This is a genomic window from Rahnella inusitata, assembly GCF_018288855.1.
Taxonomy (GTDB): domain Bacteria; phylum Pseudomonadota; class Gammaproteobacteria; order Enterobacterales; family Enterobacteriaceae; genus Rahnella; species Rahnella inusitata.
Window position 1 is genome coordinate 2,899,371 of record NZ_CP065024.1, and the last position, 19,080, is coordinate 2,918,450.

The following is a 19,080-nucleotide window of genomic DNA, read 5'->3' on the forward strand; positions in this document are numbered from 1 at the left end:
CCGTTTAATCGGTGTCGAACGTGGCGACGCAGCCAATCAGGCTTTGGTCAGCGTTTTCAGATTAAAACTGGAGAGATCGATAAACTTCGCCATATCGCGGCTTTCTGCCCGTGGCAGATAAGGAATTTCACCGAGCAGCGGCGCGGAAATATTCGCGGTAAGCGCTTCGATAGTCTCCTGATAATGAGCAAGGCATGGATTAATTCGGTTTGCCACCCAGCCTAACAACGGTAATCCGTCGGCAATAATGGCCTGCGCGGTTAATAACGCGTGGCTGACACAGCCTTCCTGAATACCGACAACCAGCACTACCGGCATATTTTGCTGGCGTACCCAGTCGGAATATAAAAGATGTGGAGTAATCAAGGTTCTCCAGCCGTCACATCCTTCAACCACTACCGAATCAGCCTCTTCACGCATAAAATTGAGGCCGTCTGTCATTATTTCAAACACGTTTTTCGGTATTTCACTGGCATAAATATCTTCATCTGTTAATGCCAGCGGCGTTATTTTCTTAAAAGGATAAGCAATAGAAGATGACTGCTGAAGAGTTACCGCATCTTTATTTCGAACCCCGTCGGCCAGCTCCTGGCTGCCAGTCGCGATAGGTTTATAGCCCAGAACGCAGCGATCCTGCGCGGCTAAAGCCTGAAGCAAGGCACGTGTGACAATGGTTTTACCTACACGAGCGTCCGTACCCGTGACGAAAAAGTGCGTTAACATGGAATTCAGGCTCCGGGATCTCTCCGTTTTATTGAAAGATAGTCTCCGGAAAAACACGCCCAGAGACAAAGTAACGACGGAAAGTCTAGGCGATGCGAGATGCGAGCAGTTTGCGTTAGCGCAATGTTTTGTTTACCAGCGCGAGAAAGCTTATTCCGATTTATTTTAAATCAGTTTTTAACGTTATAAGAAACTTAGCCTTGTAAGAGTTTTATCAGCAATGACCCGCTGTACAGCGCGTCTTTAACTAATGCCGCGCCAGGCATAGTCCCCTGATTATAAAATTGCGTGGATTCGAGTTTGATATTTTCGCTATATGCGGGAAGGGATTGCTGTTGAATACAAGACATTATTGCCGGATGAAGAATATCCTGCGATAAATTAAGCGGCGAACCGATCAGCACTTTTTCAGGATTGAACAGATTGACCATGATCGCCAACATCCGCCCGACGCTCTGCCCCACGCCGATGATGACGTCACGCGCCAGCTGGTCGCCACGGTTAGCCGCATCACACACCGCTTCGATGGTCAGCGATACCCCGTGCAATAAACTCGCGGGGGCTGAAGCGGTCAGTCGCTGACGCACCAGTTCCAGAATGCTGTCGGTACTGGCGACGGTTTCCAGACAGCCGTGATTGCCGCAATAACAGCGTTTACCATAAGGATCGACCTGCGTATGGCCGATTTCCACCACGCTGCTGCTGCCGGCGTGCAAAACGCGTCCGCTGGTAATAACCCCCGCGCCGACGTTGTGATCGATAACAATTTGCACCACGTTTTTGCAGCCGCGCGATGCGCCGTACAGGGCTTCCGCCAGCGTCCACGCGCTGATGTCATGCTGCACGTATACCGGCAAGCCCGTATGGGCGGAAAGAGTATCGCCGAGCGGCATATCGAACACATCGTGATAAAACGGCATACGGTGAACGATGCCGCGCCGCGCGTCGATCATCCCCGGCAGGGTAATGGCGATGGCCGTAAGGCGTTCAAGTTTGCGCTGATGGCGGATAAAGAACTGATCGATTTCTACGATGATGCGCTGCATCAGCGACTGCGGAGCCTCTTCGGGCAGTGGCAACACTTCTTCCACCACCAGTTTACTGCTCAGATCGCGTAACCCCAGCGTGATAGAACCGAGGCTGATGCGGGCAGAAAGATAGTGCCAGGCTTGCGTGTCGAGCGCTAAACCGATTGCCGGACGCCCGCGGCTGCCGGGATCCTGAAACTCCGTTTCCAGCACCAGGTGCGCCTGAATCAGTTCACGGACAATTTTGGTGATACTGGCAGGTGCCAGCTGGGCTTTTTTGGAAAGCTCAATGCGCGAAATGGGACCAAACTGATCGATCAGGCGATACACAGCACCGACGTTAGTTTGTTTGATTTGATCAATATGGCCGGGCTGCCCATCGGGGATCACTCAAGGAACTCCTGTTATTTTCGCGCTTCAAAATAAAGATTAGAGGCTTATGGTGGAGTTTTTGCTATATGTCGTCAACTATTTGATTCGTTATGTGATTTGGTGCACACATTGCGCGAAAACACGTTCGGAATTGACTGGAAATACAGCAGCTTTTATCTTATGTCAAACGCCGTCCTCTTCCATCATCAGTTCCATAAACGCCCTGGTCGCCGCCGTCATCGGCCTTTCGGCGTGATTCACCAGCCAGAGTTCTGTGGTGCCTTGCATTTCCCCGAAGCGTAAATACCTCACGCCGTCGACCTGAATGCGCAGATAGGACGCCGGTAAAATCGACACGCCCAGCCCCGCTGCCACCAGCCCGATAATGGTCAGCGGCTCGCCCACTTCCTGTGTGATATACGGCGTGATCCCCTGTGCTTTCAGCTGGTCGAGGATATCGTCGTACAACGAGGTGCCGACATCTTTGGAGAAAAACACGAACGGCTGATCGGCCAGATGCTGGAACGTCAGTTCACCCGCGGCCAAATCATTTAGCGGATTGTCTTTATGTACCACGGCAATCAGCGGCTCCGACCATATCAGCTGATGCGCCAGCTGCGGCGGAAGGTCGCCGTTGCGCATAATTCCCAGATCCAGTTTGCCTTCCAGCAGCGGGTCGATCTGCTGCTTGCTGTTGAGCTGTTCAATACGAATATTCACGTCGGGATAGGTTAAGCGGAAACGGTGCAGCGTGCGCGAAACCCGGCGTAAAAACGGTGCCGAGGAGGTCAGCCCGAGCGTCAGATTGCCGGACTCACCGCGATGGATCCGCGCGGCCTGCTCTGAGGCTTCTTCTACCCGCTGCAAAATTTGCCGCGCTTCGTGCAGAAATGCCACGCCCGCCTGCGTCAGCCGAACCGTGCGGTTACTGCGATAAAACAACGCCGCACCGACGTGCGCCTCCAGCGCCTGTATTTGTTGGCTCAGCGGCGGCTGAGAGATGTGCAGCCGCTCCGCCGCCCGCCCGAAATGCAGCTCGTCAGCGACGGCAATAAAATAACGCAGATGACGCAGTTCTATGTGGCTCATGGCGCGGGTGTGACTCCGATTGATATTTTATAAATATCGTTTTCATGAAATTAATATATTAGACAATATAAAGCCCACTGTTAAAATTTTCATACATTTTCAAATAGTTTTTATTATTACCTTCGTTAAGGATTTACAGTGAAAACCACCCAGCGGAATACCGCTGCACCATCCGGATCGCCCTTTGACAAAAGTCTGATCAACGACGACGAACTCAATCCTGACACCCCCGTCGCCCGCACTCATCCAAAATCGCCCTTTATCAAACGTGGTACACCGCAGTTTATCCGGGTAACACTCGCCCTGTTCTCAGCGGGTCTCGCGACCTTTGCGCTGCTGTACTGCGTACAGCCGATCCTGCCCGTGTTGTCTCATGATTTCGGCGTGTCACCGGCGACCAGCAGCCTCTCGCTGTCGTTATCTACCGGACTGATGGCTATTGGTCTGCTGTTTACCGGGCCGGTTTCGGATGCGGTCGGGCGGAAATCGGTGATGGTGGTAGCGCTGCTTCTCGCGGCAGGCTGTACGCTGGTCTGTTCTTTTATGCAAAGCTGGGATGCCATTCTCGTCATGCGCGCCCTGATTGGCCTTTCGCTCAGCGGCGTTGCGGCGGTGGCAATGACCTATCTGAGCGAAGAAATTCACCCGAGCGTGGTGGCCTTCTCGATGGGGTTATACATCAGCGGCAACTCGATTGGCGGCATGAGCGGGCGTCTGGTCAGCGGCGTGCTGACCGATTTCTTCTCATGGCGCATCGCGATTGCGGTAGTCGGCCTCTTCGCGCTGGCGGCGGCCATTATGTTCTGGCGAATCCTTCCGCCTTCCCGGCATTTCCGCGCCAGCTCGCTGAAACCGCGCAAGTTGCTCATTAACTTTAAACTGCACTGGCGCGACAGCGGCCTGCCTTTGTTGTTCGTTGAAGGTTTTCTGCTGATGGGCAGCTTCGTGACGATGTTTAATTACATCGGCTATCGCCTGCTCGGCACGCCCTACAACATGAGTCAGGCCATCGTCGGGATTTTGTCAGTGGTGTATCTGATGGGCACCTACAGTTCGCCGAAAGCGGGCGTGCTGACCGGCGTCTATGGCCGTGGCCCGGTACTGATCGGCGCAATCATCATCATGCTGGCCGGTATTCTGCTCACTGCCTTTTCGCCGGTCTGGCTGATTTTCATCGGGATGATCCTGGTCACCGGCGGCTTCTTCGCCGCCCACTCCGTCGCCAGCGGCTGGATAGGCAGGCGCGCACGCCGTGCGAAAGGACAAGCTTCCTCTCTGTATCTGTTCTGTTATTACGCCGGTTCGAGTGTGGCCGGTACGCTGGGGGGATTCTTCTGGCATGCGTACGGGTGGAATGGGATCACGGTGTTTATTAGTTTGATGCTGGTGGTGGGTGTAGGCGTAGGGGTTAGGTTGATGAGGCTGGCGGAGGCTAAACCGGCATAATTTTTATTGGGCGGGCTGCCCAGTGGCCTGCTGTTGAAAATCAACTTCCATGCAAAACCGTGGGTTGCCACCCACACTGGCCTTAAGGGGGGCTTATCGCCACCCCCTTAAGTGTTCTGTTAATACCCCACCCCAACCCTCCCCTTCGCAGGGGAGGGAGCAAACCAAATTGTCTTTGAGTTTTTAGCGGCCTCTGCAAAAATTCAATTTTCCCCTTGTTTCGCCAGCCGCCTCTGACTCCCCCCCTCAAACACCTGCACCCTTCCGGTATCAATCGTCACCCACACTCGGTCCCCCGGCGCAGCCCCCGATCTCACCATGCTGTAAACGCTCAGTTTTTCACCCCCCAATGTCCCGTGAATAAGCTCACTCAGGCCGGTCGGTTCAATCAAGGTCACATCCAGCGGCAGCGCGCCGGGCGCGTCTGGCGTGCAGAGCACAATCGCCTCGGGGCGAACGCCGTAAATGACTTTCGCGCCGCTTTGCAGGCCGGTAATGGACGGATCTACCGGCAGCGTCAGGGTGGGATTGATACGCAGCTGCGGGGCGGAATCGCCCATCTCTATCGTGCCGTCGATAAAGTTCATCGATGGCGAACCGATAAAACTGGCGACGAATTTATTGGCGGGCGTGTCGTATAGCTCAAGCGGCGTGCCGACCTGTTGGATAAGGCCGTGGTTGAGCACCACAATGCGATCGGCAAGCGTCATGGCTTCGACCTGATCGTGGGTCACGTAAACAATCGTGTTACGCATTCTCTGATGCAGACTTTTGATTTCAATACGCATCTGGCCGCGCAGCTGGGCGTCGAGGTTGGAGAGCGGTTCGTCGAACAGGAACACCTGCGGTTCGCGCACAATCGCCCTGCCCATCGCCACGCGCTGGCGCTGCCCGCCGGAAAGCTCTTTCGGGCGGCGATGCAATAACGCGGTCAGCCCGAGAATGTCGGCGGCTTTATTCACGGCGGCGTCGATTTCCGCCTTCGGGCGCTTTTGCACTTCCAGGCTGAACCCCATGTTGCGCGCCACTGTCATGTGCGGATAGAGCGCGTAACTCTGGAACACCATCGAGATATCCCGGTCTTTCGGCGCAACCTGATTCATCAGCCGCGTACCGATGTGAATGTCCCCCGCCGTCGCCAGCTCCAGTCCGGCGATGGTGCGCAGTAAGGTGGATTTACCGCAGCCGGACGGGCCAACCAGCACCACAAACTCGCCGTCTTTGATGGTCAGGTTGATGTGCCGCAGCACTTCGACATTGTCGTAACGTTTTTGGAGATCGGAAATCGTAATCTGAGCCATAAAATTATCCTTTTACCGCACCGGCAGTCAGCCCCTGAACCAGGTAACGCTGAATAAACGCAAAGAACAGACAGGCAGGGATCAGCGCCAGCACCGCCGCCGCCATCATGTCGCCCCAGGAAACCGCAAACTTCGACACAAAACTCAGCAACCCCACCGGGAAGGTCATCACGTCATTTTTGTTGATTAACATCAGCGAGAACAACAGTTCGCTCCACGCCGCGGTAAACACAAATCCCAGCGTGGCGGCCATGCCCGGCAAAGTCAGCGGGATGATGACTTTACGCAATGCCATAAAACGGCTGCACCCTTCCAGCATCGCTGACTCTTCGAGATCTTTCGGAATGCTGTCGAAAAATGACTGCATAAGAAAGGTCGCGAACGGCACGTTAAACGCGGTGTAGATCAGAATTAACCCCAGCAGGCTGTTGGTCAGCCCGAGCGGTGCCATCACTTTGTAAATCGGCGCGAGGATCATCACCAGCGGGAACATCTGGGTGAACAGCAGCAGCGCCGCCATCACCGTTTTGCCTTTAAAGCTGAAGCGGGAAAACGCAAAACCCGCACCGGCGGCAATCACCGTGGTCAGAAATGCCGTGCCGAATGAGACAATCAGGCTGTTAAAGAAATACAGCGGAAACTGGCTTTCGGTAAACACGCGCTGAAAATGCACCAGCGTCATCTCACCCGGCCACATCTTGACGCCTTCGCTGTAGAGCAGTTTGTCCGGCGTGATCGAGATTTTGATCAGCCAGTAAATCGGGAACAGTGAGAAGATCAGGTAGAACAGGATCCCCAGCCGGTGGCCGCCTTTGCGCAGCCAGAGTCCTAATGACAATGCATTCATGTGGCGCTCCTTTATTTCAATAACTGATGGCGGATGCGCAGAAGAACCAGCGCGTAAAGCGTCATCAGCACCAGCAGGAAGACCGCCATCGCCGAGGCGTAGCCAAAGTCGAGTTTGCGGTAGGCTGTCGTGAAAATGAAACTCGAGAGAATCGATGTTGAATTCGCCGGACCGCCGTCGGTCATCACCACAATCAGGTCAGCGAAATTGGCGATCCAGATGGTGCGCAGCATCACCGTGATAGCAATCATCGGTGCCAGAAACGGCAGCGTTACTTTGCAAAATTGCTGCCAGCCGGATGCACCGTCCATCGCCGCGGCTTCGTATAAATCTTTCGGGATCGACTGCAACGCCGCCAGCAAGGTGATCGCAAAGAACGGAATGCCGAACCAGACGTTGGCGACCACCGGCCCGTACAGCGCCAGTTGCGGGTCGGACAGAATGTTGTAAGGCTCGGAAATAATGTGCAGATCGGTCAGCCAGTACGGCAACACGCCGATCACCGGGTTGAGCAACCACGCCCAGGTCAGGCCGGAGAGAAATGCCGGTACTGCCCACGGCAGAAACACCAGTGCCTGCACCCAGCCGCGTCCGGCGAATTCGCGGTTAAGCAGCAACGCCAGCCCGAGACCCAGCGCGAACTGCAGGACTAAGGACGTCAGCGTCCAGTTGAAGGTGTGACGCAGTGCGGCGTAGAAATGCCGGTCGTCAAACATGGTGCGAAAATTATCCAGCCCGACCCAGCCGGTGTCGGAAGGGTTAAGCAGCTGAATATTCTGGAACGCATAGGAAATGCCGATCGCCATCGGAACAAAAATAAACAGCGCGATCAGCACCAGCGTCGGGCTGAGGTACACCCAGGGTTCCAGCAGCGCCCGCAAACGGGGAAAGCGCGGCGCGGCAGCGGTGTCTGGTGGTGAAACTTCCAACATCATGACGCGTCTCCAACAAAGGGAAATTTGCGCTCCGGCAGCAGTTGCCGGAGCCGTTGAACCTTACTTCTGCGCGGCCAGCCACGCTTTTTGTTCTTTGGTCAGGTACTTCGCCCAGTCTTTCACCATGCTTTCGGTGTCGTTCTGGCCGAGCAACGTTTCCTGCGAACTGTCTTTGACGATGACCGAGTTGAAATAGCCCCAGCCTTTGAGGTGCGTCGGCATGGTCAGCGGAATGTAATCCGGGCTGTTCAGCTCGGCAAACCAGCCCGCAAACTGCGGTGCGTGGTAATAGGCGTCCTGCTCCGCGCCTTTATAAATCGGCAACGTGCCAACAAATTTCGACCACGTCAGGTTGTTCTCTTTGTTACTGAGAAATGAGATCAGATCCCATCCCTGATCCTGATTTTTGCTTTGTTTGAACATTGACCAGCCGGTATAACCGATGGTCGGATAGGCTTTGCCGTTCGGCCCGAGCGGCATCGGCGCGACCGAGAAATCGTCCGGATTCATGCTGTTTTTGATGGCAATTAATGCATCGGGATCCTGATCGAGCATCGCGCACTTGCCGGAGTAGAAGCTGGAGACGATTTCATTGAAGCCCCAGTTGACGCTGTCTTTCGGCGCATAGCCTTTCTGATACATGTCCACCAGGAACTGCGCGCCCTTAATCGCGCCCGGCTGCGTCAGCGTACTGTTGCCCTCTTTGTCGAAGAACTCCGGCGAGCCGTTCATCGCCGCCATAAACATCATCCACGCGTTGGTGCCGCCGACGCCGCCGCGCATACAGTAGCCGCTGATGCCGTTGCCGAGGGCGCTGATTTTCCTGGCATCGGCCATAAACTCATCCATCGTTTTCGGCGCTTCGGTAAGCCCGGCCTGCTGGAAGAGTTTCTTGTTCCAGAACATTGCCCGCAGGTAGAAACCATACGGAACCATCGTTGCCGTGCCGCCGGAAGAGCGCGCCATGGTAAGCGTTTTGTCGGTTAAGTCTGGCGTGCCGTTCCAGCTTTTCAGACGCGGTTCAAGATCCGCCAGCATGCCGTTACTGGCGTACAACCCCTGCCAGGTGTCCGGCATTTCCACCACGTCCGGGTATTGTCCGCTCTGGATCATGGTGCCCAGTTTTTCAAACGCCTGCCCCCACGGCAGCGACACCACTTCAATCTCAACGTCCGGATGTTGCGCTTTGTAGGCGGTGAGCATTTTTTGCAGCATTTCGGTACGCGCCGGGCTGGTGATCACTTCCACCAGCGTCAGTTTGGTGGCGGCGAAGCTGGCGCAGGAAAACAGGCTGACGCTTAAAGCCAGCAGGCTGAGCACATGACGTTTCGGGTGTCGCATAATCTTGATTCTCCACGGAGCTAAGGGTCGGATCACAGGAACAGTCTTTGAGAAAAATCTTCAGAAACAGGCGCTTTCAATGGCGTTTTTCAGGTCGCGCCACAAATCTTCGGTATCTTCCAGGCCGATGGAAATGCGGATCACCCGCGGCGATACGCCGAAATCAATCGCCGAATTGAATTCACCCGCCTGATTGAGCACGGAGACCGCCGGCATCACCAGGCTTTCGAAACCGCCCCAGCTGACGCCCATGCGGAATAACTTAAGCGCGTTGCAGAACGCAGGAATGTCGATGCCGTCGCCAAGTTCGAAGGAAAACAGGCCGCTGTAGCCGGTCAGGGTCGACGTCGGCAGCGGGTCTAAACCGGGATGATTGACCCTGGTGATGCGCGAATAACCTTGCAGGCGGTGCGCCAGCTGGAGTGCGCTTTCATGATGCTGACGCATCCGCAGCGGCAATGTGCGCAGGCCGCGCAGCAGCAGCCAGGCTTCATTGGCAGAAAGTTTGCCCCCCAAAAACGGGCTGATATTACGGCTGATGGCGCTGATGCGTTCAGCGCCGGAGATAACCAGTCCGGCCACCACATCGCTGTGTCCGCTGATGTATTTGGACGCAGAGTGGATAACCAGATCGATACCCGCCGCCAGCGGTTTCTGGAAAATCGGCGACGCCCAGCTGTTGTCGATCATCGTCACCACACCGTATTTTTTCGCTAATTCAGCAATCGCCCGCAGATTTTGTTCGCCCATCACCCAGCTGTTCGGGCTTTCGAGATACAGCAGCTTCGCGCCCTGCATCGCGTCTTCCAGAACGGCCAGCGAACTGCCGTCGACAAACTGAGATTCAATCTGAAAACGGGTGCAGAACCCGCGCAGGAAACGGTAGGTATCCGGATAAACGTGATTGACGCACACCACTTTGTCGCCGGGACCGGCCACGCTGAGAATGGCGTTACTGATCGCCGCCATGCCGCTGCCGAACGCCAGACAGGCTTCGCCGCCCTCCAGCTGCGCCACCTTTTTCTGCAATTCCACCACCGTCGGGTTATCGACACGGGAATAGAGCGCGTGGTCGCTGTCGCCGCGAAAACGGGCGATCATGCTGTCATAATCGGTGAAACTGAAAAGTGACGACTGGTAAATCGGCGGCGAGATCGCCCCGCGGTCGTGACGCGCGTCGTGGACTAAACGGGTACTTTCCGACAATTCATCGTGGTGGCTTTTATCATCTTGCTGCATTGATCACTTCCTTCATGTCGCGTTCAGTTATGTTCAGAATGTCGTTGCTCAGCCTGCGTGCGGTTTCCGGCTCACGGCGCGCGATGGCTTCAAATAACGTGCGGTGCAGCGGGAACGAATCGCTAAACAGCGCCTGTTCCGGCGGCGATTCGAAAAAGGCATGCAGCAGGTCGTAGATACCGCCGACCATCTGCAACAGCAGCGGATTGTGCGCGGCGGTGTAAATTGCGGCGTGAAACTGCCAGTCCTCGGCACCGGCGGAGCCGACGCTCAGGTGGACTTTTTCCATCACATCCAGCTTATGTTCGATGAACAGCAAATCACTCTCCGTCGCGCGCACCGCCGCCAGCGCCGAGGCTTCGCATTCGATGATCCGGCGCACTTCCAGCGCGTGCAGCATGGTCGCGGAATCATTTTTGAAGCGCAGCGACAGAAAGCTGTCGTTGGCAGTGACTTCCGATTGCAGGAAAGTTCCGCTGCCCTTTTTACGCAGGATTATTCCCAGTGCTTCCCAGCGTTTGAGTGCCTCACGCACCGTGTTGCGGCTCACCGCCAGCCCTTCGGCCAGTACGCGCTCCGGCGGTAATTTCTCCCCCACGCGGGTGCCGGACTGCGCCACATACCGGGTCAGCGCATCCAGCACCAGCGTGTCACTCTGCTGTGGCGCGATCGGGTGCAATAAATTCAGTTCACCGTGCATCTGTGTCTCCGCGCATCTGCCAAAATTGGCCCAACAACTCAACCTGTGGACCACTTTGCAATTTGTCTGCCAGTTTTGCGCGCAGAGTTTAACCGCATGATTTATTAGCACATTGCTTGTTTTACATTCAAAACGGACGTGAAAGGAAAAGATCGTCGTGGTGCAATTTGCCGGCGAAACGGGCGTGAAACGTGCAGGCGTTGTTCCGGCGTGGCGCATTCCGCCAATGGTAATGAGAGGTCAGGTCGATTGACGCGCATCGGCGCAAATGATAATTGTTATCATGTGAATTCATTTTGACAGGCAGGTTGTTATGTCACCGAATACTGAGTCCGCCGCGGCGTCATGTTGCATTGTGGGCGGCGGCCCGGCGGGTTTAATGCTGGGCTATTTGCTGGCACGTAAGGGCATTGACGTGACGGTGCTGGAAAAACACCGGGATTTCCTGCGTGATTTTCGCGGCGACACTATTCACCCTTCGACGCTGGACATTATCTGGCAGCTCGGCTTTCTCGATGAATTTCTGAAACTGCCGCATCAGCGCGCCGAAAAGCTCTACGGCGAAATCAACGGCAAGGAAACCACGCTGGCGGATTTCAGCCATCTGCCGACGCAGTGCAAATTCATTGCGTTTATGCCGCAGTGGGATTTCCTAAACTTCATTGCCGGTAAAGCCGCCGTGCTGCCCAATTTCCGTCTGATCCACAACGCGCAGATGTTGTCCTTGCAGGAAGATAACGGCAAGGTCACCGGCGTGATGGCTGAGGTGGATGGCGAACAACAGGCTTTTCATGCAGATCTGGTGGTCGGCTGTGACGGGCGAAATTCCATTGTGCGTGAACAGGCTGGCATGGAAATCCGCCGCTTCGGCGCACCGCGCGACGTGCTGTGGCTGAAAATCAACAAGCGCCCGGACGACCCTGAGTGGTCAATGGGGCATCGCGGGCCGAAGAAAAACTTCATCATGATCGACCGCGGCGATTACTGGCAGTGCGGCTACTCGATCGCAAAGGACAGCCTCGACGCCCTCAAGGCGCAGGGCATTCCGCCATTTATCGATCTGCTGGCCGAGGTTTCGCCGTTCGGGCGTGCGCGTTTGCAGGAAGATATCGCCAGCTGGGACGACGTGCGCCTTCTGGTGATCCGCATTGACCGCCTCAAAGAATGGGCAAAACCTGGCCTGCTGTGCATCGGCGATGCGGCGCACGCGATGTCGCCGATTGGCGGCGTGGGCGTAAATCTGGCGATTCAGGACGCGGTGGCGACAGCCAATATTATTACGCAGCCGCTGAAATCCGGAACGCTGACGTTGCGGCATCTGAAACGCATTCAGCGCCGCCGGACGTTTCCGACGTGGGCGACACAGTCATTGCAGATTATGATCAGTCGTGCGGGGCAGAAGAAAAGAACTAAACCCCCATCCCGTATGGAGGCGTGGCTGCGCGGGCGGAAATTTATTCCGTTCTTGTTTGGCAGGCTGATAGGCGTTGGGTTTTATCGGGAAATCCCGAAACTTTGAGATTTTGCAAAAGATGGCACTTTGCTCCTCCCCCTGCGAAGGGGAGGGAGCGGCCCGCGTACTGATGCCAGCCCCCCATCACATTTCCCAAATCCCCACCCCCTTTCAATCCCAATCATTGATGGGCGTCATAACACGCACCGCATTTATTGTTCACAGTGCCCGCCTTTGTCCAAATTTAACTTCCGGGGAGTCTGTGTATGTGGGAATTGCTGATCGGGCTGATGGTCGCCGTGTTTGTCGGGCGATACATCATCAAAGGGTATTCGCCAACCGGCGTGCTGATGGTGGGCGGGTTGTTGTTGCTGGTGATAAGCGCGCTGATGGGCCACAGCGTACTGCCGGAGGGCGCGAAGAGCACCGGCTGGAATACGACGGATATCGTCGAGTACGTCAAAATTCTGCTGATGAGCCGCGGTGGCGATCTCGGCATGATGATCATGATGCTGTGCGGTTTCGCGGCTTACATGACGCATATTGGCGCAAACGACGTGGTGGTCAGGCTGGCGTCCCGCCCGCTGCGGATGATCAACTCCCCGTATATCCTGATGGTCGCGGCCTATATTCTGGCGTGCCTGATGTCACTGGCCGTCTCCTCAGCGACCGGGCTGGGCGTGCTGCTGATGGCAACGTTGTTCCCGATCATGGTCAACGTCGGCATCAGCCGCGGTGCGGCAGCGGCGATTTGTGCGTCGCCTGCGGCGATCATTCTTTCTCCGACCTCCGGCGACGTGGTGCTGGCGGCGCAGGCGGCGAACATGCCGCTGGTGGATTTCGCATTTAAAGTCACCCTGCCGATTTCTATCGCCGCCATTGTGGCGATGGCCGTCGCTCACTTCTTCTGGCAACGCTATCTGGATAAACGCGATACCTCTGAACTGGTGGGTGCCGTGGATTCGAATAAAGATGACGTTGTGGAAACCAACGCGCCCGCGTTTTACGCCATTCTTCCTTTCACTCCCATCATCGGCGTGCTGATTTTCGACGGCAAATGGGGACCGAATCTGCACATCATCACCATTCTGGTGATTTGTATGCTGCTTACCGCACTGATTGAAACCGTGCGCAACCGCAGCGGGAAAATCGTGTTCGCCGGTCTGGACGTCGCCTATCGCGGCATGGCGGATGCCTTCGCCAACGTGGTGATGTTACTGGTCGCGGCAGGCGTGTTCGCGCAAGGGCTGAGCACCGTCGGCTTCATCAGCAGCCTGATCGGACTGGCGCAGAACTTCGGTTCCGGCAGCATTATTATGATGCTGGTTCTGGTGGTGATCACCGTGCTGGCCGCCATGACGACCGGTTCCGGTAACGCCTCCTTCTATGCCTTCGTTGAACTTATCCCGAAACTGGCGGCAAAAATGGGCATTAACCCGGAGTATCTGGTGATCCCGATGCTTCAGGCCTCTAACCTCGGACGTACGATTTCACCGGTCTCCGGCGTGATCGTCGCCGTCGCCGGTATGGCAAAAATCTCCCCGTTTGAAGTCGTCAAACGTACTTCCGTGCCGGTTCTGGTTGGCCTGATTGTGGTGATCGTCGCGACGGAAATTTTGGTGCCTGTGCGTTAATCCGCCATTCATTGCAAATCCCCTTCCGAAATGAAGGGGATATTGATCACATAAATACGATAACGAGAAATTATCTCTCAGGTTAAGCTACTGCGCCTTGAAGGTGGGGAAAGACTCCCTGTGCTGTCCGGGTGGAAAAACCCGCATAATAAAGGTTTTTTATGTCGAATATTCCGGGCTACAAACGTATTGGCGGATGGTTACTGGCTCCGATGGCGTATCTGATTGTGACACTGATGAGCGTCGTATTAATGCTGGCGTTGTTTTCCATGGCATTATTTATGCCGGAATCGCGGGATTATTTGCTGACCAATTCGCAGGCATTTACCCTGCAATGGTATTTCTCCGTAGTGACCACGTTGGCGATGGGGTTATTTACCGTCGCTGTACTGTGGCAATTCTGCAAGCGCGCCAAAGCCTTGCCGAAAATGTATATTATCTGGTTGTTGTGTACCGTATTACTGGCGGTAAAAGCCTTTGCTTTCTCGCCGATTACCGACGATCTGGCTGTTCGTAACTTATTGTTACCGCTATTAGCCGCAGCGGTGTTTGTGCCTTATTTTAAGCGCTCACTGCGGGTGAAAGAAACCTTCACGGAATAACCCTGAAGTTTTAATGTTTATTATGTCCGGGCTATTGTCATGACCTCATACTTATTACTGTTTGTTGGCACCATGCTGGTGAATAACTTCGTTCTGGTGAAGTTTCTTGGCCTGTGCCCTTTTATGGGCGTTTCCAAGAAGCTCGAATCGGCTATTGGCATGGGGCTGGCGACCACGTTCGTTATCACCCTGTCGAATATCTGCTCGTGGATGGTCAACACCTTCATCCTGATGCCGCTGGAGCTGGTCTATCTGCGCACGATGGCGTTCATTCTGGTCATCGCTGTGGTGGTGCAGTTCACTGAAATGGTGGTTCGCAAAACCAGCCCGTCACTGTATCGCCTGCTGGGTATCTTCCTGCCGCTCATTACCACCAACTGCGCCGTACTCGGCGTGGCGCTTTTGAACATCAATCAGCAGTTCGGCTTTATGGAATCTGCGCTGTACGGCTTCGCCGCCTCGCTTGGCTTCTCACTGGTCATGGTGCTGTTTGCCGCCATCCGTGAGCGTCTGGTGGTCGCTGACGTCCCTGCACCGTTCAAAGGGTCGTCCATTGCGCTGGTCACCGCCGGTCTGATGTCACTGGCCTTTATGGGCTTCACCGGTCTGGTGAAATTCTGATGTTTGAATTATGGGTAGCGATTGCCGCACTGACCGCTCTGGCGCTGGTTTTTGGCCTGCTGCTGGGCTACGCCTCGCGCCGTTTTGCCGTCGAAGGCAACCCGGTTGTCGATCAGATTGACGATATCCTGCCGCAAAGCCAGTGCGCGCAATGCGGCTATCCCGGCTGTAAGCCTTACGCCGAAGCCGTCGCCAATGGCGACAGCATCAATAAATGCGTGCCGGGTGGTGAAGCGGTAATGCTGAAACTCGCCACGCTGCTCAACGTCGAGCCGCAACCGATGGGTGAAGACGCCGCTGCCGCCGCGCCCGTACGCCGCGTTGCCTACATCGATGAGAGCAACTGCATCGGTTGCACCAAGTGCATTCAGGCCTGCCCGGTCGATGCCATCGTGGGTGCCACCCGCGCCGTGCATACCGTTGTGACCGATTTATGTACCGGCTGTGATCTGTGCGTCGCGCCGTGCCCGACGGACTGCATCGAAATGCTGCCGATCAAAACCACCACAGCAAACTGGAAGTGGGATATGCAATCCATTCCGGTTCAGGTCATCCATGCGGAGTAACATGTTTAATCTGTTTGCCGCGCTCAAAAAAGACAAAGTCTGGGACTTCGATGGCGGGATCCATCCGCCGGAAATGAAGACTCAGTCAAGCCACGTTCCGCTGCGCAACGTGCCGCTGCCTGAGCGCTTTATCATTCCTCTCCAGCAACATCTTGGGCCTGAGGGCGAACTGTGCGTGCAGGCGGGCGACCGCGTACTGAAAGGTCAGCCGCTGACCACAGGCCGTGGCCGGACGGTACCGGTGCATTCACCGACCTCCGGCGTGATCACTGCCATCGAGCCGCACATCACTGCTCACCCTTCCGGGCTTAAAGAGCTTTGCGTACTGATTGACGCCGATGGCCAGGACACCTGGTGCGAGCGCGAATTTATCGCCGACTACCGCACGCTTTCCGCCGATGAGCTGAATCAGCGCATCAGTCAGGCCGGTATTGCCGGTCTCGGCGGCGCGGGCTTCCCGACCGCCAGCAAACTCTCGGGCGGACTGACCTCTACCCGCACGCTTATTCTCAACGCCGCCGAGTGCGAACCTTACATCACCGCCGATGACCGGCTCATGCAGGAGCATGCGGATCAGATCCTCGAAGGCACCCGCATTCTGTGCCATATGCTGCATCCTGAACGCGTGCTTATCGGTATCGAAGACAATAAGCCGGAAGCCATTGCTGCATTTAACGCTGCCATCAAAGCCAACGCGGAGCGTGATCTCGCCGCTGGCGTGCACTTCCAACTGCGTGTGGTGCCGACCAAATACCCTTCAGGCGGCGCCAAACAGCTGACCAAAATTCTGACCGGACTCGAAGTGCCGAAAGGCCATCACTCGTCGTCTATCGGCGTGCTGATGCAAAACGTCGGCACGGTGTATGCCATCAAACGCGCGATTATCGACGGCGAACCGCTGATCGAACGCGTGGTGACGCTGACCGGCGAAGCAATGGCGAAACCGGGCAACGTCTGGGCGCGTCTTGGCACACCGGTGGCGCATCTGATGCAGGAAGGCGCATTGCAGCCGCAGGGCGACAAAAAGATGGTGATCATGGGCGGGCCTCTGATGGGCTTCACCCTGCCATCGCTTAACGTGCCGGTGGTTAAAATTTCCAACTGCCTGCTGGCCCCGTCTGAATCCGAACTCGGTCAGCCTGAGCCGGAAGAAGCCTGCATCCGTTGTAGCCTGTGCGCCGACGCCTGCCCGGCCGGTTTGCTGCCACAGCAACTGTACTGGTTCAGTAAAGGTCAGGAACACGAGAAAGCCCGTAACCATAATTTGTTCGACTGCATCGAATGTGGTGCCTGCGCCTATGTCTGCCCGAGCAACATTCCGCTGGTGCAATATTACCGGCAGGAAAAGGCCGAAATCCGCGCCATCGACACTGAAACCGCCCGTGCGACCGAAGCCAAAGCCCGCTTCGAAGCCAAACAGGCGCGTATGGAACGCGAGAAGTTAGCGCGTGAAGAGAAACATCAGAAAGCCGCCGTGAAGCTCGATGAAACGCCGGTGGAAGACGCGCCGGTTGCTGACGTGGCGACAGAATCCGCCGATGCCGATCCGCGTAAAGCCGCACTGGCTGCGGCCATTGCCCGCGCGAAAGCTAAAAAGGCCGCCGCTGAGCAGGAAATTCCGGTCGCGTCTGAACCGGTGCCGCAAACTGCCCCGACCGCCGGTGACGACCGTAAAGCCGCCGTCGCTGCTGCCATCGCCCGGATGAAGGCAAAAAAAGCCGGAACCGGCGTGGTGGTGGAAGCGACGGACAGCGAGCTGCATATCGCTGCGCCCGAAGAGGCCGCAGATGACCGCAAAGCCGCCGTGGCCGCCGCTATTGCCCGTGTGAAAGCCAAAAAAGCGGCTGCCGCGCAGGGTGTCAGTGAAGAAGCCGCCGTGGAGAAATCAGTGACAACGTCACCGGCAGAACCTTCCGCTGACGATAAACGTAAAGCCGCCGTCGCTGCGGCCATTGCCCGTGCGAAAGCCAAAAAGGCCGCCGCGCTGGAATCCGCCGCTGGCGAAGAGTCAGAACAAAAAGAACCATCACAACAAGAAAGCGATCCACGCAAAGCCGCCGTCGCTGCTGCGATCGCCCGAGTTAAGGCCCGTAAAGCCGCTCAGACCATGTCGAACGAGGAATAAATGGCCTTCAGGATCGCAAGTTCACCTTTTACGCATAACCGCCAGAACACCAGCACCATCATGATGATGGTGATTCTGGCGTGTATTCCCGGCCTGATAGCTCAGGTCTGGTTCTTCGGTTACGGCACGCTGGTTCAGCTCGCGCTGGCAATCACCATTGCGCTGCTGGCGGAAGGCGCAGTATTGCAGCTGCGCAAACAACCGGTAAAAAAACGGCTGGGCGATAACAGCGCCCTGCTGACTGCGGTACTGCTGGGTGTCAGCCTGCCGCCGCTCGGCCCCTGGTGGATGGTGGTGCTCGGCACCATTTTCGCCATTATCATCGCCAAGCAGTTGTACGGTGGTCTGGGCCAGAATCCGTTTAACCCGGCGATGGTCGGTTACGTCGTGCTGCTGATTTCCTTCCCGGTGCAGATGACCACCTGGCTGCCACCGGATGCGTTGCAGCATCATCACGTCAGTTTTACCGATACGCTGCTGACCATTTTCACCGGTCACAACAGTCAGGATCTGAGCGCGTATCAGCTCCAGATGAACGTCGATGGCGTGACGCAGGCGACGCCGCTGGATGCGTTTAAAACCGGTTTACGCTCAGGCCATTCTGCCGATCAGATCCTCGCCACCCCGCTGTTTGGCGGCTCGCTGGCCGGTCTCGGCTGGCAGTGGATCAACCTCGGGTTCCTGGCCGGGGGCCTGTTCCTGATGTGGCGTAAAATCATTAGCTGGCACATTCCGGTGGCGATGCTCGGCATGCTGACATTCTGCGCCGCGCTCGCCTGGGGTCTGGCGCCGGAGAGCTACTCCTCGCCGCTGGTCGGCCTGTTCTCTGGTGCAGCGATGCTGGGCGCTTTCTTTATCGCGACCGATCCGGTAACAGCATCGACGACGCCGAAAGGCCGTCTGATATTCGGTGCATTGATTGGTTTACTGATTTGGCTCATCCGCACTTACGGCGGTTATCCTGACGGCGTGGCCTTTGCCGTTCTGCTGGCCAACATCACCGTACCGTTGATTGATCACTACACGCAGCCGCGCGTTTACGGGCATCGCTGAGGAAG

17 protein-coding genes are annotated in these 19,080 nt (G+C 56.2%); 8 read left to right on the plus strand and 9 right to left on the minus strand.

What is annotated here, in order from left to right; translation table 11 throughout:
* Positions 1-36: 36 nt before the first annotated feature.
* The 3 genes from bioD to I2123_RS13510 form a co-directional block, all read right to left on the minus strand.
* A complete protein-coding gene (gene bioD, locus I2123_RS13500; RefSeq protein ID WP_112167641.1) occupies positions 37-723 on the minus strand; it encodes a dethiobiotin synthase in 687 nt (228 codons plus the stop codon).
* Positions 724-917: 194 nt separating this feature from the next.
* On the minus strand, positions 918-2,141 hold the full coding sequence (mlc, locus tag I2123_RS13505) for a sugar metabolism global transcriptional regulator Mlc (protein WP_112167640.1): 1,224 nt from the start codon (positions 2,139-2,141) through the stop codon (positions 918-920).
* Positions 2,142-2,306: 165 nt separating this feature from the next.
* The gene (locus tag I2123_RS13510; protein ID WP_213050703.1) at positions 2,307-3,212 is read right to left on the minus strand and encodes a LysR family transcriptional regulator; all 906 of its coding nucleotides are present in this window, start codon (positions 3,210-3,212) and stop codon (positions 2,307-2,309) included.
* Positions 3,213-3,410: 198 nt separating this feature from the next.
* Between I2123_RS13510 and I2123_RS13515 the strand changes: the two genes are divergently transcribed.
* Positions 3,411-4,658 (plus strand): MFS transporter, encoded by a 1,248-nt coding sequence (locus I2123_RS13515; RefSeq protein ID WP_244207845.1) that lies wholly within the window; start codon positions 3,411-3,413, stop codon positions 4,656-4,658.
* 203 nt (positions 4,659-4,861) lie between these two features.
* Here I2123_RS13515 and I2123_RS13520 read toward each other — a convergent pair whose 3' ends face one another.
* From I2123_RS13520 to I2123_RS13545, 6 genes are read right to left on the minus strand one after another with little or no spacing between them, the layout of a single operon-like run.
* Complete coding sequence (locus tag I2123_RS13520; protein ID WP_112167637.1) at positions 4,862-5,959, minus strand: ABC transporter ATP-binding protein; 1,098 nt, start codon at positions 5,957-5,959, stop codon at positions 4,862-4,864.
* A gap of 4 nt (positions 5,960-5,963) precedes the next feature.
* Entirely contained in the window at positions 5,964-6,806 is an 843-nt protein-coding gene (locus I2123_RS13525) for a carbohydrate ABC transporter permease (RefSeq protein ID WP_112167636.1), read from the minus strand.
* Positions 6,807-6,817: 11 nt separating this feature from the next.
* Entirely contained in the window at positions 6,818-7,741 is a 924-nt protein-coding gene (locus I2123_RS13530) for a carbohydrate ABC transporter permease (protein WP_112167635.1), read from the minus strand.
* Between the two features lie 60 nt (positions 7,742-7,801).
* Positions 7,802-9,082, minus strand: a complete 1,281-nt coding sequence (locus I2123_RS13535) for an ABC transporter substrate-binding protein (protein ID WP_213050705.1) — start codon at positions 9,080-9,082, stop codon at positions 7,802-7,804.
* A 60-nt stretch (positions 9,083-9,142) separates the two neighbouring features.
* Complete coding sequence (locus tag I2123_RS13540) at positions 9,143-10,321, minus strand: aminotransferase class I/II-fold pyridoxal phosphate-dependent enzyme (RefSeq protein WP_213050706.1); 1,179 nt, start codon at positions 10,319-10,321, stop codon at positions 9,143-9,145.
* Positions 10,308-11,021: a FadR/GntR family transcriptional regulator gene (locus I2123_RS13545; RefSeq protein ID WP_112167632.1), complete on the minus strand. Its 714-nt coding sequence runs from the start codon at positions 11,019-11,021 to the stop codon at positions 10,308-10,310. Before I2123_RS13545 ends, I2123_RS13540 begins: the two co-directional genes overlap by 14 nt.
* A 313-nt stretch (positions 11,022-11,334) precedes the next feature.
* Between I2123_RS13545 and I2123_RS13550 the strand changes: the two genes are divergently transcribed.
* From I2123_RS13550 to rsxD, 7 genes are all read left to right on the plus strand, one after another.
* A complete protein-coding gene (locus I2123_RS13550; RefSeq protein ID WP_213050707.1) occupies positions 11,335-12,540 on the plus strand; it encodes an FAD-dependent oxidoreductase in 1,206 nt (401 codons plus the stop codon).
* 200 nt (positions 12,541-12,740) lie between these two features.
* Positions 12,741-14,108 (plus strand): anaerobic C4-dicarboxylate transporter DcuC, encoded by a 1,368-nt coding sequence (gene dcuC / locus I2123_RS13555; RefSeq protein WP_112167630.1) that lies wholly within the window; start codon positions 12,741-12,743, stop codon positions 14,106-14,108.
* Between the two features lie 161 nt (positions 14,109-14,269).
* Positions 14,270-14,710, plus strand: coding sequence for a DUF2569 domain-containing protein (locus I2123_RS13560; RefSeq protein ID WP_112167629.1), 441 nt, complete (start codon positions 14,270-14,272; stop codon positions 14,708-14,710).
* A 39-nt stretch (positions 14,711-14,749) separates the two neighbouring features.
* Positions 14,750-15,331 (plus strand): electron transport complex subunit RsxA, encoded by a 582-nt coding sequence (gene rsxA, locus I2123_RS13565; protein WP_112167628.1) that lies wholly within the window; start codon positions 14,750-14,752, stop codon positions 15,329-15,331.
* Positions 15,331-15,897: an electron transport complex subunit RsxB gene (rsxB, locus tag I2123_RS13570; RefSeq protein ID WP_112167627.1), complete on the plus strand. Its 567-nt coding sequence runs from the start codon at positions 15,331-15,333 to the stop codon at positions 15,895-15,897. Before rsxA ends, rsxB begins: the two co-directional genes overlap by 1 nt.
* Before the next feature lies 1 nt (position 15,898).
* The gene (gene rsxC / locus I2123_RS13575; RefSeq protein WP_213050708.1) at positions 15,899-18,022 is read left to right on the plus strand and encodes an electron transport complex subunit RsxC; all 2,124 of its coding nucleotides are present in this window, start codon (positions 15,899-15,901) and stop codon (positions 18,020-18,022) included.
* A complete protein-coding gene (gene rsxD / locus I2123_RS13580) occupies positions 18,023-19,075 on the plus strand; it encodes an electron transport complex subunit RsxD (protein WP_213050709.1) in 1,053 nt (350 codons plus the stop codon).
* Positions 19,076-19,080: the final 5 nt, after the last annotated feature.